The sequence below is a fragment of the Novosphingobium sp. genome (assembly GCF_039595395.1).
GTDB lineage: Bacteria > Pseudomonadota > Alphaproteobacteria > Sphingomonadales > Sphingomonadaceae > Novosphingobium.
Genome location: NZ_JBCNLP010000006.1, coordinates 954,355 through 971,414 on the forward strand (window position 1 = coordinate 954,355; position 17,060 = coordinate 971,414).

A 17,060-nucleotide genomic window follows, 5' to 3' on the forward strand; every position below is an offset into this window, starting at 1 on the left:
GTGATCGTCTGGGTGGAATTTGTCGTCATGGCGCAGCATCGCGCCGCCTTTCTGGAGCGTGTGCTGGGGCAGGCACGGGATTCTATGGCGCTGGAGCCGGCCTGTCAACGCTTCGATGTGGCCACCGATGGCCGGCATGACGACCGCGTGCTGCTGTATGAAATCTATGACGATGCCGCCGCTTTCGACGCGCATCTGGCCAGCGCTCACTTCAAGGCTTTCGATGCCGAGGTGACGCCGTGGATCCTGTCGAAGAAGGTCGAGTTGCTGGACGGCCCTCTGTGAAGCGCGGGCTGGCCATCGGCGCGGGCTATTTCAGCCAGTTCCACTTCGACGCCTGGGCGCGGGTGGAAGGGGCCGGGATCGTCGCCCTGTGCGACAGCGATCCGCGGTGCGCGCATTCTATGGCGCAGCGTTTCGGCATTCCTGCTTATGGCGACGATCTGGCCGCGCTGATCGAGCGTGAAAAGCCCGATTTTCTCGACATCATCACCCCGCCGCAGACCCATGCCGAGATCGTGCGCATGGCGGCGGAGCGCGGCATTGCCGTGTTGTGCCAGAAGCCGCTGGCGCCCGATTTCGCGCAGGCGCAGACCATCGTGGCCATGGCCGAGCAGGCGGGCATCCTGTTCATGGCGCATGACAATTTCCGCTTTCAGCCGTGGCATCGCGAAATCAGGCGCCAGATCGATGCCGGGCGCATCGGCGCGCTTCAGGCGATCCATTGCCGCACCCGTCTGGGCGATGGCTGGGGGCAGGATGCCTATCTCTCGCGCCAGCCTTATTTTCGCGAGATGCCGCGTTTTCTGGTGCATGAGACCGGCGTGCATATCCTCGATGTCTTCCGTTTTCTGGGCGGGGAGATCACGCGGGTCATGGCCCGGCTGGACCGTCTCAACCCGGTGATCGCGGGCGAGGACAAGGCGCTGGTGCTATGCGATTTCGCCAATGGCGCCACCGGCCTGTGGGACGCCGACCGCTATCACCCGGCCGAGGCGGACGACCCGCGCTATACCTTTGGAGCGTTCCGCGTCGAGGGGAGCGAGGGCACGCTGGTGCTTGCCGAGGATGGCGATCTGCGCGCCATCTCGCCTCAAGGACAGGTAGAGGCCGTGCCGTATCATCATGAGAAAAAGGGCTTTGCGGGCGATTGCGTCTACCACACGCTGGCCCATTTCACCCGAGCCCTGGCCGATCGGCAGCCGCATGAGCTGACCGGAGCGGACTATCTGCGCACGCTGGCGCTGGTCGAGGCCGTTTACGCAAGCCACGAAACACAATCATGGAGAGATGCAGGATGACCAAATTCATGAACAACCGGCGCGATGTCTTGCGACTGATGGGGACGGGCAGCGCCGTCATGCTGGCAGGCTTTCCCACCGTTCCAGCCTTTGCCGCCGCATCCGCGCGCTCGACGGTGGTCGATGTTGTCGGTGATGCTTTCCATATCAACGGCAAGCTGACCTATCCCGGTCGTGTGTATCGCGGCTCGAAGATCGAGGGGCTGCTCTTCACCTCGCGCATGGTGAATTGTATTGCCAATGACCAGAACCCGGAGACGCGCGGCATGTGGGCCTATCGCGACGGCCCCTGGGATCCCGAGCGCAACACCAATGAGTTCATTGCCGCCCTGCCGCTCTATCGCGCCCATGGGCTGACCTCTGTGGCTTTCAACATTCAGGGCGGCAGCCCGATGGGCTATGGCTGGCATCAGCCCTGGCAGATGAGCGGCTATACCGCTGACGGCCAACTGCTCCCCGATTACCGCGATCGCCTGATCCGTGTGCTCGATGCCCTTGATGCCGCTGGCATGGTGGCCATTCTGGGGCTGTTCTACATTGCGGCGAAACCGGCGCTCAAGGATGAGGCGGCTGTGTTGCGCGCCGCTGATGAGGTGATCGATCTGGTCTGCCAGAAGGGCTATACCCATGTGCTGATCGAGGTCGGCAATGAGGTGGATCTTGCCCCCTGGGCGCATGACATCATCAAGCCTGCCCGCGCACATGAGCTGGTCAGTCGCATTCAGACCCGCAGCAAGGGCAAGATCCGCAACCGGCAGGGGCGGCTCCAGGTCAGCACCAGCATACTCTGGCACTCGCAAATTCCGGCCAAGCTGCTGGAAAGCGTGGATTACGTGCTGTTCCATGGCAATGCGATGGCCACGCCCGACAGCCTGCGCAGCCGCGCCAAGGACATTCGCGCGATGCCCGGCTACCATGGCCAGCCTCTGCTGATCAATGAGGACGATCATTTCGATTTCGAGAAGTTCGACAATGACCTGAATGCCGCGGTGCAGGAATATGTCGGCTGGGGCTATTTCGATTACCGCCAGATCACAGAGCCCTTCGAGGATGGCTATCAGAGCCTGCCGGTGGATTGGGGCATCAATTCCGCGCGCAAGAAAGGGTTCTTCAACGCCCTTGCGGAGATCACCGGTACAACAAAGGCTTAGGCGGACACCTTCCTCCGGATGTTTGCCGGTGCCGAGATTGTGAAGGTGACCCATGGGGGTCTTGAGGTCGCCCGCGTCGACCTGGGTTTCAAGCGGACGTGGCTTTTGCCATATCAGCGGGATAGAGGGGCACGACACGCTCTCACATAGTGACTTTCCTTGTTATCCGGAATCGACGACAAGGAGACCATGTTGCGCACCCTTTATCCCCCCATCGAACCCTATGAAACCGGTATGCTCGACGTGGGCGACGGCCACAGCCTCTACTATGAGCGCTGCGGCACGCCGGGTGCCAAGCCGGCTGTCTTTCTGCACGGCGGGCCGGGCGGAGGCATTTCACCCAGCCATCGCTGTCTGTTCGATCCAGCGCTTTACGACGTTCTGTTGTTCGACCAGCGCGGCTGCGGAAAATCCGCCCCTCACGCCGGGCTTGAGGCGAACACGACCTGGCATCTGGTGGCCGACATCGAGCGGCTGCGGGTCTTGGCCGGCGTCGATCAATGGCTGGTCTTCGGCGGCTCCTGGGGCTCGACGCTGGCGCTCACCTATGCGCAAGCCCATGCCGATCGCGTGACGGAACTGGTCCTGCGCGGCATCTACATGTGCACGGGGCCGGAACTGAACTGGTTCTACCAATTCGGCGTCTCGGAGATGTTCCCTGATAAATATGAGCGCTTCCTCTCCCCCATTCCGCAGGCCGAGCGTGGAGATATGTTGACTGCCTATCATCGCCGCCTGACGACGGGGGTGCTGGAGGATCAGATCGCCGCCGCCCGCGCATGGAGCCTGTTCGAAGGCGAGACCATCACCCTGCTCCCGGACCCCGAGACGACGGCCCAGCATGACAATGGCCATTTCGCTCTCGCCTTCGCGCGTCTCGAAACCCATTATTTTGTCAACGACTGCTGGCTTCAGCCGGGTCAACTGTTGCGCGATGCGGAGAAACTGCGGTCGATTCCCGGAACCATCGTCCATGGCCGCTACGACATGCCTTGCCCGGCCCGCTATGCCTGGGCGCTCCATAAGGCATGGCCCGAGGCGGACTTTCATCTGATTGAGGGCGCGGGCCACGCTTTCTCCGAGCCGGGCATTCTGGATCGATTGATACGGGCGACCGACCGTTACGCAGGTAAGCCCGAGGAAGCCTGACCTGATCGCAGTGCCTGCAGCAGGGCCGCACCGGATCCGGGGCAGCCTCGCTGTCAAGGTTCCAGGATCATCGCAGCCCCGCCCGAACCGGCCAGATCAAGCGCAAGAGCCCCATGGACCGCGCGCGCTTCCTTCACCGTTTCGCGCGGCGTGGCACCATCACGCCAGAGCGTCATGTGAAACGCTGCCCCCAAAAGATCGAGCGGCAGGCTGATGCTGCGCGCCTCATGGTTGTTCAGCACGCCGACATACCAGCGCTTCCCCTTCCGACGGGCGATGGCGACATAATCCCCCACCTGCCCACCCAGAAAGCGGGTTTCGTCCCAGATAGTGGGCACGCCGCGGATAAAGTCCAGCCCCTGCGGGCTCTCGGCATAGGCATCCGGGCTGTCCGCAAGGCTGGCGAAGGGGCTTTCATAGGCCACATACAGCGCCAGCCCATGGGCCCGCGTGGTCTGAACGAAAGGCCGGTCATTGCGCGGCACGAAATCGGCGGGCGCCACATTGTTGAAGCCGCCGGGCGTATAATCCATCGGCCCCAGCAGACCGCGCGTATAGGCGAGCATCACATTGTGGTCGGCGGTGACGCGGCGGCTCCATTTGTTGTATTCCGCGCCCATAACCCCTTCCTGTGTCAGGAAATTGGGATAGGCGCGCGTCAGGCCACGCGGCACATAGGCGCCATGCAGATCGACCATCAGATGATGGCGCGCGGCCGCTTCCAGCAGGCGGTGATACCAGTCGACCATGGCCTGATCGTCGCGGTCCATGAAATCGACCTTGATCCCGGCGATCCCCATCGCGGCATATTGCGCCAGCGCAGCCTCCATATTGGCGTCCAGCGCGCGCCAGTTGAACCACAGCCACAGGCGGACATGCTTTTTCGCGCCATAGTCGATCAGCGCGGGCAGATCGATGGCCGGGTTCCAATGCATCATATCGGCGCCGGGGCGAACCTCGCCCGCGCCGCCCGCGCCCTGATACCAGCCTTCGTCGATCAAGCTGTAGGGCAGGCCGTTGGCGGCGGCGAAATCGATGAAGGCTTTGGCCGTTTCGGTGTTGGTGCCGGCCTTGGCCACGCTCTTCAGACTGGGCCCGTTCCACCAGTCCCATGCCGAGAGGCCCGGCTTGATCCAGTCGGTTTGCGCCACGCGCGAAGGCTCGGCCAAGCTGGTGACCAGCGTGGAGGGGATCAGATCGCCCGCTTTGTCGCCCAGCATGATCAGCCGCCACGGCGAGGCCAGCGGCGAACCGACCTTGCCGCGCACGGCGATGCGCGGATCGTCCAGCGCGGGGGACAGTTTGGCGGCAAAGCCCGGTCCGCCATCGCCGCGCCCGGTCAGGGCGAGGCCCGCATAATCGGCCAGTCCGGCCTCGGTGATGGCCAGCGCCTTGCCGTTGCTTTCGCACAGCATGGGCAGGTCGAAGAGGTTGTGGGGCCGCGCTTTGGCCGGATCGACCGGCTCATATTCTCCCTCATGGCTCTTGCCGAAGGAGCCGATGTTGAAACCCCAGCAATGGCTGCCCGGCGCCACGCGGAATTCGCTGCGCTCTTCGCGGATGATGGGAGCCACGATCTGCGGCTGCACCGGCAGAATGGTGCGAAAAGCAACACCATCGTTATAGGCGCGCAATTCGACGGTTAGGGCCCTGCGGGCGCCGTCCTTTTCCACCAGTTGGATGCTCAATGCGCGATAGCGGTCGGCGGCGGAGGCAGCCTTGCCCGCGATGATGGCATAGCGATCCTCGCCCGCCGTCGCCTCGCTGCCGGTGACCGTCAGTCCTGTCGCCAGCGGGCCTTCCGCCAGCGTGAGGCCCAGAGGCGAGGCCTCGATCACCTGCTGCCCGTCCCGTTCGGCTGACCACAGGGGTTGGCCCTGCGCATCGACGGAGAGGCGAATGCGGTTATGGCCATCCGGCGAGGCCACATCGAGCGATTGCGCCAGAGCGGGCGTGGCAAAAGCCAGTGCCATAAGGGGCAGGGCGTGGAAGGCACGTTTCATCTGGAGAATCCTCGTTTTACAGGCCCAGCGTGGCGAGGCGGGGGGTAAGCAGACCGGCCATGGCGTCATAGCCCGCTTCGGTGGGATGGACATTGTCATAGGAAAGGCCGGGCTTCATGCCCCCGGCGCCGTCATCGAGCACCTCGTGATAATCGATCCAGTCCAACCCGGCCTGAGCGGCATAATCGCGCATCCAGCCATTGAGCGCGGCGATCGGCGTGCGCGTGTCCAGACCCGGCCTCCATGGATAATGCGAGGCCGGGGGGATCGAGGCGAGCAGCACGCGCAGCCCATTGGCGCGGGCCAGCGTGGTCATGGCGGCGATGGTGTCGCGGCTCATGGCCTCTGTCATGGGGCCGGTGTTGCCCGCGATATCATTGGTGCCGCCCATGATATGCACGGCGCGGGGCCGCAGCGCGATCACATCGGCCATCATGCGCAGCAGCATCTGGGGCGTGGTCTGCCCGCCGATGCCGCGATTGACGCGTCCGGGCGTGAAAAAACCGGGGCGTTTGTCTTTCCACCCCTGCGTGATGCTGTCGCCCATAAAGACGATGCCGGTGGCCACGCCGCTGGCGATCAGCGCGCGATTGTCGTCGGCATAGCGGCCCAGCCAGGCAAAATCGCTGTGCAGGCGGCGGTCGGCCTCGCTTTCGGCCGGACATTCGGCCGCCTTTGCGGGCATGGCCGCGCTCAGCGGCAGGGCAGCGGCCATGCCCATCATCGCGCGGCGGTTGAGGGTGGCTGTCATATCCTGTCCATCCAGTCGCAAGGCGTTGCCGCAAGATCGGCGCCGGGCGTAGCGCCGCGCGCATCGAATGTCATATGGCTGCGGCCCGGCGCATAGGCGGGCCATGCCGGTTTGCCCGCAACTGCGGGTTTCCCGCTCTGGGCAAATGCCAGCCAGTAATCCTGCAGGGTGATGGCGGGGCCAAAGCTCTTGTTCTCCATCACATAGCCGATCTCGGCGGCATGGAAGCTGCGCCCGCCATCGGGCGCCAGATCGAATTCATAGCGCCAGACCGGCCATCCCAACCCGGACAGCAGGTCGGACAGCCTGCCGGCGGGGCAGCGGAACAGAATGTCCGTGGCGATACGCAGATCGCGATCGCCCAGCCTTGGGTCTGCCGCGGGATCGGGCGCGTCGAGGCGGTAGAAGGCGCGGGCCTTGTCGGTCTGGGCGCCAAAGGCATCGTCCACATCGGCATCGCGATGGGGGCGTCCACCGGGCAGGCCGAATTCGGCACGGTTCGATCCGATGATGACCGGGCGCGCGGGCGCCTCCTGCAGCAGAGCGCGGGGATCGCGGGGCAGGACGGCGCCATCGATGGTGGCGCGCAGCCAGAGGAAATCGTCATGCTGCAGGGCCGGATCATGCAGCGCCTTGTCGGCCTCCAGCAGGGCATGAGCCGATGCGGCGCGCAAGGGGGCGATGCCGCCGCCGGTCCCCAGCACGGCGTCAAGCTGGTCGCCAAGGCGCAGGGCCTGATCGAGCGGGCGCCAGGTCAGGCCGAAGGAGGGGGTTCCGCTTTCCAGAATAGCGCGGATGAACAGGCCTTTGGTCTCCGGTGCGGCCAGCAGCAGGCCAACATCCTGCGCTCCTGCCGATTCCCCGAAGATGGTGACATTGGCCGGATCGCCGCCAAAGCGCGCGATGTTGGCCTGCACCCAGCGCAGGGCCGCGATCTGGTCCATCAACCCGTAATTGCCGGTATGGCCGCCCTGCTCGGCGGCCAAAGCGCGATGCGGCAGATTGCCCAGCAGGCCGAGCCGGTACTGCACCGCCACCAGCACCACACCGCGCCGCACCAGCGAGGCCCGCACCGTCTCGCCCGCCGAGCCCGCCCGGTTGCTGCCGCCGTGTATCCACACCATCACCGGCCGTTTCCCGGCCAGAGCGGGGGTGGCGACATCCAGCGTCAGGCAATCCTCGCTGGCGCGCACATAGTCGGCGTGGTTCCAGCCATAGTCGTTTTGCAGGCAGGAGGGGCCGGGCCGGGCGGCATCGCGCTGGCCCTGCCATGGCACCACCGGGGCAGGCGGGCGCCAGCGCAGATCGCCCAGCGGCGGGGCGGCAAAGGGGATGGCGCGGAACAGCAGCGTGCCGTGATCATCCACGGTGCCCGCGATGGTGCCACCTGTCACAGCCGCTGTGGGCGGCGCGGCCTGTGCCGCCCCCGCCCACAACATGGTCGCTGCCAGCAGGGCCGTGGCGCGTTTCATCACTGGCCTGCCTCGGCGTCCGTCACGTTCCAGCCGCGCAGGCTGACGTGCGGGGCGGGGCCGCTGCGGGCGGGATAGCGGATGGTGACCACCTGCGTCTGCCCGCCGAGCAGGGAGAGATAATTGTCGCTGTAATAGGCGGGCAGGATGCGTTGCCCCTGCGCGTCGAGCAGCGTCAGCTTGGCGGCCAGCGCCGGGGTGGTGGCGGGGTTGGTCAGCGTAACGCGCAGCTCCTGCTCCTGCCCGATGGTGACGGGGGCGGCGACGTCCGCCTTCATGGCCACGGCTGGCAGGTCATTGAGCGCGCGATAGCTGCTTTCATCCTTGCCGCGCCAATAGAGGTTGGAGGACAGGACGTGCCCGCTGCGGTCCGTCAGGCTCTGGCTGACCAGCACCATCGGATGCTGGGCCAGCAGGGCGCCCAGCGGCAGGGCGGGCAGCAGCGTGTCGCGATTGACCAGAGCATCCAGCCTGTCGCGGCGGGCGAAGAGTTCCTTGCCGTCCAGCCCCAGAATGCGGGTGGTGGCGGTCAGACCCGGCGCATTGTCGCGCGTGGTGTTGATGACGACCACCTCATTGCCGGGCAGGTTGATCTGCACATGCAGCGGCTCGGCGGCCTTGGCGATGCCGTAATAGGCGGCATGGGTGTCATAGTCCGAGCTGTAGATCTGCCAGGCGTTGGAGGTCCATGCCGGATGGGTCATCCACAGCAGGCGGCCCGAATTGCGGGACCAGAGATGGCCCAGAAAGCCCTCGAACATCGCCTTGTGGCCTTCCAGATTCATCATCTGGGCCTTGCGCTCGAAATCCTCGAAGCTGGTGGCGGGGCCAAAGCGGCGCTCAAGGCTCTGCATAAAGGTTTTGGTGTCGCCATTGCCGGAAAAATGCCAGTCGTGATAGGCCAGCGTATCGCTCAGCGGCCAGCGGTCGGCGGGCGGCACATAGGCGCTCACCGCCTCACGCGTGGCCAGCGAGGGCGTGCCGGTCTCCACTGAAAAGCCGGTGGCCAGATCGGTGAAATAGCCCTCGGGCTGGCGATAATTGTAGGGCCCCGATCCTTGCAGGTTCACCGTGTTCGAGCTGCCGGTGTACCAGCGCGTGCCATCCAGCTTGAAGAGCAGATCGTCCAGCCCCTCGTTGAGGGTGGGATAGGGCACGCCCTCATTGCGCCCGAACCACACCACGATCGAGGGATGGTTGCGATAGCGCTTCACCACATCCTCGGCATTGGCGAGGAACAGCGCGGGGTCTTCGGGCTCGACCTGGAAATTCTGGGTGGACTGCCAGAAGTCGTTGAGCACCATCATGCCGTACTCATCGGCCAGATCGTAGAATTCAGGCTCGGTGTTGTTGCCCATCCAGTTGCGGATGATGTTGAGATGGGCATCCTTGTGCAGGCGGAAATAGGGCTCCAGCCGGGCGCGGTCATGGCGCTTCATCGCATCGTCCATGCCCCAGCTTCCGCCGCGCGCGGCGATTTTCACGCCATTGACGCGCAGGGTCAGATGGGGCTCGAGCAAGGTGTCCTCGGGGCCGAGGTCGCGCACGGCGGGGGATGTCTCGCCCGCTGCGGTCAGGGATTCCACCCAGCCTTTCGGGCTCTGCTTGATCGCCTCATGGCGGATATCGATCAGCTTTGTGCCGGCCATGCGCCCGTCCGTGGGCTGCACATTCACGCGGCGCAGATGCCCGGCCTTGTCCATCAGCGAGAGATCATAGGAGACCTCGCGGATGCCGAAACGTGTGGTCGCCGTATCGCTGCCCTGCCCGGCCACGCTGGCCTCCAGATGCAGCGTGTGCAGCGCGGGTTCGCCATAGCCGTTGGGCCACCAGAGGCGCGGATTCTTCACATGCAGCGCGGCGAAATCCGCCGGGGTGAAGCGGGCCTCGCTCTCTCCCGGAGGGGCGGTGATCTGGCGGCTGACGCGCACATCGTCGAAGCTGGCGGTGACGGTCACAGTCTGGGGCTGAACGCTGTCATTGTGGAGCGGCACGGCGATGGTGATGTCGGCACTGTCGATGCGGGGCAGGGGAAGGTTGGTGATGACCTGCGCATCGCCCAGCCGCACCGGGCCGGTCGCTGCCAACTCCACATCTTGCCACAGGCCGGTGTCGCGGTCGCGGATGCCGGGGATCCAGTCCCAGCCTTCGGTGGCCACGAAGGTTGGGCCGTCGATGGCGAGCTGGCCGCCGTTCTCGCCTACGCCCGCGCTGATCGACTGCTCATGCGGAATGCCGGGATGGGGCGGGGGCGTGACGCGGATGGCGATGGTGTTCTCGCCCGATACGGCGGCAAAGGCGAAGCGGCCGCGCGCGAAGGCGCCTTTGGTGGTTCCCGCGCGCGCGCCATTGATGAACACCGCGCTGGCATAGTTCACGCCGTTCAGCACCAGCGAGAGCTGCTTGCCCGCAGCCTCCGGCGGCAGGGTGAAGCTGGTGCGATACCAATAGTCCTGTCGGGCGAGGCTCTCGGGGATCTTGAGGTTGTTCAACCCGTAATAGGGATCGGGATAGACGCCACGATCGACCAGCGTCGTCAGCACCGTGCCGGGCACCGTGGCCGGGCGCCATACGCCCGCAGGCTGGCCGGGGCGGGAGAGGGTTTCACCATCCTTTGCCACATCAGGCGCGGCGGCCAGTTGCCAGCCATTGATGCGCCAGCGACCTGTGCCAAGGGCCTCCACCGCAGGGCGGGGCGTGACAGGCGTCGCGACCGGGGCGGTGGTGCCGCCCTTGGCCTGCGGCAGGGTCCATGCGTCCTGCTGGCGCCAGTAGCCGGTGTTGGCCGTCTTCTGGAATTCCCAGCCCACGCCCACATGCCAGGTCTGGATAAGGTCGAAATCGGGCCGGCGGGAGGCCAGCGCGGCGATGGCGTCGGCGGAAGCGGCGCCGGGTGCAACCTGCGCGGCAGCCAGCGTGCCGCCGAAATGCGGCTGGCCGGGAAGAGGCGGGGCGATATGGATCTGCCCCGTGACAGCGGGCACGGGCAGCGAGCCGGAGGTCACCGCTTGGCCATCGACATAGAGCTTTGCGCCATCGGGCGAGAGAGTGCCGGCGAGATGAGTCCAGCGCCCGGCGGCCAGTGGAGTGGTGGTGATCAGGCGACTGTCTCTGCCGGTGATCAGCGCAGGGCGGCCATCGACCAGCGCAAGGCTGCGGGTGACCTGCGCCGGATCGCCCAGCGCGATCAGCGTGACCGTGCCATGTCCAAGCTCTTGCGGCAGCACCCAGGCGGAGAAGGTGAGGCTGGCTTGCGCCGCGAGCAGAGGGGAGGGGGTAAGATCGCGGTCGATGCCGATGCCGCCCTGCAGGAAGGCAGCGTTATAGGGGCCGAGCGCTTCCCCTGCGGTGGGGGCTGCCGGGGCGGCGGCTGCATTGAGCGCCAGAACAAGCGCCGACACGGCGACGCAGCCGGTCAGTCGGCGGCTGAATTTGCGCGAAACCATAATGCTCTCCCACGGCGCCGGGCCAGAGGCTGCGACGCGATCGTTTCTGTTTTCCCATTCGGGTATGGTGGCAGGGTGGATGGACTTCATTAATAGGTCAATTTGGAATAATTATTCGCGGTGTTTTTGCCGAAACTTTGGTTCCAGCTTTCTGTCCGGCGAATGGGCGGTGTCCTTCAGCCATGCCCTGTCACCGGGATCGGCGGCACCGTGAAACCGGGCTTAACGCTTTCCAGAGCATCGAGGGCCAGCGCAATGGGCCCCAGCGGCCCGGCCTGATCGCCAAGCGCGGGCGGCAGGATAAAGAGCTGGTCGGGCAGAGGGATGTAATCGGCAACGCTGTCGCGGACCATATCCTCGATCATGCCGCGCAGATGGGGCTGGCCATTGGCGACGCCGCCGCCGATCAGGATGCGGCGTGGGGCGCAACTCATCAACATGGCATGGCACATCTGCGCCAGCGCATGGGCGACGCTGGTCCATACCGGGTCCTGCGCGGTGACCTCATGCAGAGGCGTTTGCCCCAGTCGCGCCTTGATGGCAGGCCCGGAGGCCAGCCCTTCGACGCAATCGCCGTGATAGGGGCAATGGCCCGGCCATGTGTCTCCGGCCAGACGGGGCACGCGAACATGGCCCAGTTCGCAATGGCCCAGCCCGCGCGTGGGCTTGCCATTGACGATCAGCCCCACGCCGACACCGGTCCCCACCGTGACATAGGCAAAATCATCCAGCCCTTGTGCGGCGCCCCAGCGCCCTTCGGCAAGGGCGGCGGCATTGACGTCCGTGTCGAAATGGCAGGGGACATCGTGCGGGCCAGAGAGGCTGCCCAGCACATCGGCATCGCGCCAGCCGGGTTTGGCGGTTGCGGTGATATGGCCGAACTCGCTGCTGTGCGGCGTCAGGCAGAGGGGGCCGAAGGAGCCGATCCCCAGAGCCGAAAAGGGCGTGTTGCGGTCCCAGCGCGCCAGAATGGCGGACAGGGCCGGCAGAGTGACATCCGGGCTGGTTGTGGGCACGATGGTCTGGTCCAGAATGCGGCGCTGGTCATCGCAGAGCGTGGCCACGCATTTCGTGCCGCCCAGTTCGATGCCCGCTATGCGGTGTGTCATTCGCACTATCTCCATGAATGGGTGTCAGCCGACGCCTTGCGGCGCGGGCGCGCCGGCAAGCCGGGCCAGGAAGTCGCGGGCAGGGCGGGCATGGGCCGCGGCGGCCCTGATAGCCTCGCGCATATGGTCCAGCGCCTCGACGACCTGGGCGTCGGTGAAGTGATCGGCCAGCGGGTCGTGGGCCGGGGGCAACAGGCCAAAACCGGCATACATGCTGAGCCAGCTGGGATCGAGAAAGGCCTCCCATTCATAGCGCACCAGCTTGCCGCGTGCCCGCCACAAGGAGAGCTTGTGCGCCAGCTTCTCCGGCAGGGGGGCTGCGCGCATGGCATCCCACAAGGGTTCGCCATGGCGGCGATTGCCGTGATAATGCAGGATCAGGAAATCGCGGATGCGCTCATATTCCAGCGTGGTGGCGCGGTTGAACTCGCTGGCCAGAGCGGGATCGCAGGCGCGGTCGGGAAACAGGTCGATCAGCTTTTCGAGTCCCGTCTGGATCAGCGTGATCGAGGTGGATTCCAGCGGCTCCAGAAAACCTGCCGCCAGTCCGATCCCCACGCAATTGCCCGCCCAGAAACGCTGCCTGTGCCCCGCACCGAAACGGATGAGGTTGGGCTCGGCCAGAGCCTGCCCTTCCAGATTGCCGCGCAGCGTGGCGGCGGCTTCATCGTCGCTGATCTGGGTGGAGGCATAGACATAGCCATTACCGATCCGGTTGGTCAGCGGGATGCGCCATTGCCATCCGGCGCGGCGGGCGGTGCTGGTGGTGTAGGGGCGCTCGAAGGGGCCGGATGCGGCACAGGGAATGGCCACCGCCCGGTCGCAGGGCAGCATGGCGGTCCAGTCCACCCATGGGCTGCCCAATGCCTGCCCTAGAAGGAGCGAACGGAAGCCGGTGCAGTCGATGAACAGATCCGCGCTCAGGGCGAGCGCGCCTTGGGTCTCGATCCGCGCGATATGGCCGGTTTCGCCGTCCAGTTCGACATGGGTGATGATGTCGTCGATCCGCGTGACGCCCTGGCGCTCGGCATGATCGCGCAGCATTGCGGCAAAGCGCGTGGCGTCGAAATGCACGGCCCAGTCGAACACGGCCAGATCGTTGACCGGATTGTCCACCGGCAGCATGAAAGTGCCGGAACGCGCCATTTCGGTGCACAGGCTGTAATCGGCCAGATCGCGACTTTGTCCGGCATGGGCCAGTTTCAGCCAGTATTGATGAAATGGCACCCCGCGCGAGGACAGGCCATAGAGGCCGAAGGGGTGAAAGAAGCGGCTGCCTTCTCCGGCCCAATCGGCAAAATCAATCCCCAGTTTGGGCGTGCCGCCCGTGGCGCGCAGCACGTCGAAATCATGCAGGCCAATGGCCTTGAAGAAATCGCGGATGGCCGGGACGGTGGCCTCACCCACACCCACGGTGCCGATCGTGCTGGATTCCAGAACGGTGATGGCAATCCCCGTGCCCTGAAGGCGCGCTGCCAGATAGGTGGCGGCCATCCAGCCCGCGGTGCCGCCACCGGCGATCAAAATCGACCTTATGGCGCCGGGCGCGGCGGCGTTCGTATCGCTGGCGCTATGCATCGTCTTGTTGATCCGGAAAAGACGGGCGGCACATGAGGCCGCCCGCAGATGAAGGGCAGGTGGAACGCCGGATCAGAACCTGATGCGGGCTCCTGCCAGGAAGCGGCGTTCGTACAGATTGTTGAAGGCCTTCAGATCGGGCCAGACCAGATAATAGTGCTCGGATTCCTTGGTCAGGTTCGATCCCTGGGCAAAGATGGTGATCTGCTTGGTCACATCGTAGGAGATCGATGCGTCGATGTAGTTTGTCGGGGCCTGATACAGGGTCAGGCCGGTGATGCCGCCGTAATCGGACTGTTCGGCACGCTTGGAGCGGTAGTTCCAGGCAATGCGCGCCTGGAAGCCGTACTTCTCATACCAGACGGCGGCATTGATCTGATGCTTGGAATTGTCGTGGAACGGCTCTTTCGCACCCGACAGGTCGTAATTGCCCGAGGATGAGTCCGAATAGGTGTAGTTGGCGTCCAGACCGAAACCGCCCAGCCAGCCGGGCAGGAAATCGAAGGCATATTTGCCGCCCAGTTCCAGCCCCTGCAGCGTGCCGCCCTTGCCCTGCACATTCGATGTGATCGGCACCGTGGAGCGGACCACCCCGTCGAGGTCGGGAATGTCGTTGCGCATGACGGTCGCGCTCTGGATAAAGCTCTGCACATCGATGCGGAACAGGCCCAGGCTGATCAGATTGGAACGGCCGAGGTAATATTCCAGCGACAGGTCATAATTGTTCGAACGCCACGGATCGAGCATCGGATTGCCGTTCGAACTGCCCCCGGCGACATGGAACACCGGCGGATTGGTGGTGGTGTCGATGGCATAGTTCAAATTCAGGCCGCCGCCCCACTGGTCGAGGTTGAGCAGCGTCATGTTCTTCGAGAAGGCCGCGCGCAGCTTCAGCTTCTGCGTGATGTCCAGCGCTGCGTTGAAGGCGGGCAGGAAGTCCGTGAAGGAGCGGTCGGTGGTGATGGTTCCGGCATCGACATTGGGCAGGCCATAGGGCTGCCCCCCGCCCGAGCGGTGCTGGATCACATGCAGGCTGGTGTTGATGATGCGCAGGCCGGCATTGGCATGGAAGGGCATCGAGCCGATCTCGCCCGCGTAATTGAGCTGGCCGAAGCCCGACCACTGCTTCAGCCCGACCGAGAAGGTCGCGCCCGGCTGGATGAACTCCTGATTACCGGGATAGAAGCCGTTCTGGAAGGCCAGCGGATCGCGCATGGCATTGGGGTCGATGGCATAGATCGAACCGACGCCGCCCACCGGCAGGTTGTATTGCTTCACCAGCCCGGAGACGGTGGGATCGGTGGCCAGGCGCGTCAGGCCCGCCGTCAGATACTGGCCGGTGCTGTTGGTGGCATAGCAGGAGGGATCGTTCATCTGAACGTCGAAGGCCTTCCACTTGGCATAGCAGCCGGCGGGGTTGGAGGCGCCATTGTTCGCATAGAGCGGCGCGGCCCGGTCGAAGACGGTCTGTGACGTGCCGCGATCGCTGTAGCGCGCGCCGAATTCGACGTTGAAGCGGTCGTCGAATTCATAGCCGCCGTCCAGACGCAGAACCTTCATATCCGCGTTCGAGCGCTGGTTGCCTTCCGACGACATGGTCTTGAGGGCATAGGCGCTCTTGTTGCCCAGTTCGCTGGTCAACTGGCCGGGTAGGGTGAAGTTGACGTTCGATCCGGTGTAATCGACCGTCGCGGGCAGCGTGTTGTAGGTATAGCCCAGCGGATTGAAGATGCGATTGCCGCCCAGAGAGGCAGGATAGGTGCCGATACCATTGAGCCACTGCGTACCATCGGACAGCGAGAACTGGGCGTAGCTGTTGTCCAGCTTGTAATTGGCTTTGCCATAAACGCCGCGCAGCGTCAGCTTCAGCTTGTCACCCTTGTAGCGCAGTTCCGCATTCAGATTGGTGGAATCCGAAATGGCACGGTTCATTTCGGAATAGCTGTCGAAGTTTTGCAGCGTGTAATTGTACTTCTGCACCGTGTTGAAGTGCATGCCATTGATGGTGGAGCCCGTGTCGCGGCTGAGGCCGGGCACGAAGTCCGCCGCCTGCCAGTTGACAGCCTGCATCTGGAAGCCGGCGGTGCCGGTATACTGGTTCTGTTTCGTGTAGAAACCATCGGCCACGAATTGCAACTGGTCGGTCAGATGGGCCTCGAAAGAGGCATTGGCGCCGATGCGCTCGCGCTCTGTCACGCGGTTCCAGCCGGTGTGGGCCTGCGGCGAGAAGAAGGTGTCGGTGGCCGTGCCGTTGCCGTTCACGTCAATGCCGCCCGGCACGGTGGTGCCGCGATTGGGATTGTCGAAGCGGAAGCCGCCATAGCCGGTGGCATTGGCCAGGGATTCATCGGCAAGGCGGCCACCATAGTCACGCTCGATGCCCGAATAGGAATTGCCCAGATGGTCCTTGGAATAGGAACCGGAAATGAGCAGGCCGACCGTGTCATTATGCCATGAAACAAGGCCGTTGAAATGCGGATCGAACTTCTTCGTCGAGGATCCCGAAGCACCCTCCATCGAAAAAGCGCCATGCAGGCCCGGCTTCAGATCGAAAGGACGGCGCGTTTTCAGGTCGATGGTGCCGGAAATACCGGCTGACAACAGCGAGGCGGTCGAGGATTTGATGACGCTGGCGCCGGAAAACAACTGCGAGGGAATATCGGTGAAGCTGGGCTGGACCGAGGTGATCGACCCGGCGCCCAAGAAAGCCTCGCCATTCATCAGCGTCACGACCTGCGGCAGGCCGCGCACATTGACCGTGCTGCCTTCGCCGGCGTCGCGGCGGATCTGCACGCCCGGAATGCGCTGAAGCGAGTCCGAAATCGTGGCATCGGGCAATTTGCCGATGTCCTGCGCGGAAATGGCATCGACCACATTGGGCGCGTTGCGCTTCACGCTGATCGCCCGCTCCACCGAGGCACGGATGCCGGTGACGACAATGTCGGCGGCGGAGGGCTGATCCGGCTTGGTGGCGGCAGGCGCATCGGCGGCGCTGGCCGTGGCGGGAGGTAGTGCTGAAAGGGCGATGGTCAGCGCGGATGCCGCGCATGACAATAGGTGAGACCGGACGGCCTTTGTTTGCATGGGTAAACCCCCTCCT

At 64.6% G+C, this 17,060-nt stretch carries 11 protein-coding genes; 4 read left to right on the top strand and 7 right to left on the bottom strand.

What is annotated here, in order from left to right:
• The 4 genes from ABDW49_RS24150 (at position 1) to pip (ending at position 3,601) form a co-directional block, all read left to right on the top strand.
• A complete protein-coding gene (locus ABDW49_RS24150) occupies positions 1-285 on the top strand; it encodes a putative quinol monooxygenase (RefSeq protein ID WP_343615960.1) in 285 nt (94 codons plus the stop codon).
• A complete protein-coding gene (locus ABDW49_RS24155) occupies positions 282-1,301 on the top strand; it encodes a Gfo/Idh/MocA family oxidoreductase (RefSeq protein ID WP_343615962.1) in 1,020 nt (339 codons plus the stop codon). Before ABDW49_RS24150 ends, ABDW49_RS24155 begins: the two co-directional genes overlap by 4 nt.
• The gene (locus tag ABDW49_RS24160; protein ID WP_343615963.1) at positions 1,298-2,452 is read left to right on the top strand and encodes a hypothetical protein; all 1,155 of its coding nucleotides are present in this window, start codon (positions 1,298-1,300) and stop codon (positions 2,450-2,452) included. The genes ABDW49_RS24155 and ABDW49_RS24160 overlap by 4 nt, the downstream gene beginning before the upstream one ends.
• 189 nt (positions 2,453-2,641) lie before the next feature.
• Positions 2,642-3,601 (top strand): prolyl aminopeptidase, encoded by a 960-nt coding sequence (gene pip / locus ABDW49_RS24165; RefSeq protein WP_343615964.1) that lies wholly within the window; start codon positions 2,642-2,644, stop codon positions 3,599-3,601.
• Positions 3,602-3,654: 53 nt separating this feature from the next.
• On the opposite strand, the gene ABDW49_RS24170 is transcribed toward pip, so the two are convergent.
• The 7 genes from ABDW49_RS24170 to ABDW49_RS24200 all read right to left on the bottom strand — a co-directional run bounded on the left by ABDW49_RS24170 (position 3,655) and on the right by ABDW49_RS24200 (position 17,044).
• Entirely contained in the window at positions 3,655-5,604 is a 1,950-nt protein-coding gene (locus ABDW49_RS24170) for a glycoside hydrolase family 97 protein (RefSeq protein ID WP_343615965.1), read from the bottom strand.
• Positions 5,605-5,620: 16 nt separating this feature from the next.
• Positions 5,621-6,355, bottom strand: coding sequence for a GDSL-type esterase/lipase family protein (locus ABDW49_RS24175; protein ID WP_343615967.1), 735 nt, complete (start codon positions 6,353-6,355; stop codon positions 5,621-5,623).
• A complete protein-coding gene (locus tag ABDW49_RS24180) occupies positions 6,352-7,827 on the bottom strand; it encodes a carboxylesterase family protein (RefSeq protein WP_343615968.1) in 1,476 nt (491 codons plus the stop codon). Before ABDW49_RS24180 ends, ABDW49_RS24175 begins: the two co-directional genes overlap by 4 nt.
• A complete protein-coding gene (locus ABDW49_RS24185; protein WP_343615970.1) occupies positions 7,827-11,273 on the bottom strand; it encodes a LamG-like jellyroll fold domain-containing protein in 3,447 nt (1,148 codons plus the stop codon). The genes ABDW49_RS24180 and ABDW49_RS24185 overlap by 1 nt, the downstream gene beginning before the upstream one ends.
• A 176-nt stretch (positions 11,274-11,449) precedes the next feature.
• Positions 11,450-12,382 (bottom strand): ROK family protein, encoded by a 933-nt coding sequence (locus ABDW49_RS24190; protein ID WP_343615972.1) that lies wholly within the window; start codon positions 12,380-12,382, stop codon positions 11,450-11,452.
• A gap of 24 nt (positions 12,383-12,406) precedes the next feature.
• A complete protein-coding gene (locus ABDW49_RS24195) occupies positions 12,407-13,960 on the bottom strand; it encodes a tryptophan halogenase family protein (protein WP_343615974.1) in 1,554 nt (517 codons plus the stop codon).
• Positions 13,961-14,032: 72 nt separating this feature from the next.
• A complete protein-coding gene (locus tag ABDW49_RS24200; protein WP_343615976.1) occupies positions 14,033-17,044 on the bottom strand; it encodes a TonB-dependent receptor in 3,012 nt (1,003 codons plus the stop codon).
• Positions 17,045-17,060: the final 16 nt, after the last annotated feature.

Bases quoted from the DNA above. Each gene is read 5' to 3' on its own strand.
- ABDW49_RS24180 (WP_343615968.1), bottom strand. From the start codon at position 7,827: ATGAAACGCGCCACGGCCCTGCTGGCAGCGACCATGTTGTGGGCGGGG.
- pip (WP_343615964.1), top strand. From the start codon at position 2,642: ATGTTGCGCACCCTTTATCCCCCCATCGAACCCTATGAAACCGGTATG.
- ABDW49_RS24190 (WP_343615972.1), bottom strand. From the start codon at position 12,382: ATGACACACCGCATAGCGGGCATCGAACTGGGCGGCACGAAATGCGTG.
- ABDW49_RS24175 (WP_343615967.1), bottom strand. From the start codon at position 6,355: ATGACAGCCACCCTCAACCGCCGCGCGATGATGGGCATGGCCGCTGCC.
- ABDW49_RS24185 (WP_343615970.1), bottom strand. From the start codon at position 11,273: ATGGTTTCGCGCAAATTCAGCCGCCGACTGACCGGCTGCGTCGCCGTG.
- ABDW49_RS24170 (WP_343615965.1), bottom strand. From the start codon at position 5,604: ATGAAACGTGCCTTCCACGCCCTGCCCCTTATGGCACTGGCTTTTGCC.
- ABDW49_RS24160 (WP_343615963.1), top strand. From the start codon at position 1,298: ATGACCAAATTCATGAACAACCGGCGCGATGTCTTGCGACTGATGGGG.
- ABDW49_RS24200 (WP_343615976.1), bottom strand. From the start codon at position 17,044: ATGCAAACAAAGGCCGTCCGGTCTCACCTATTGTCATGCGCGGCATCC.
- ABDW49_RS24195 (WP_343615974.1), bottom strand. From the start codon at position 13,960: ATGCATAGCGCCAGCGATACGAACGCCGCCGCGCCCGGCGCCATAAGG.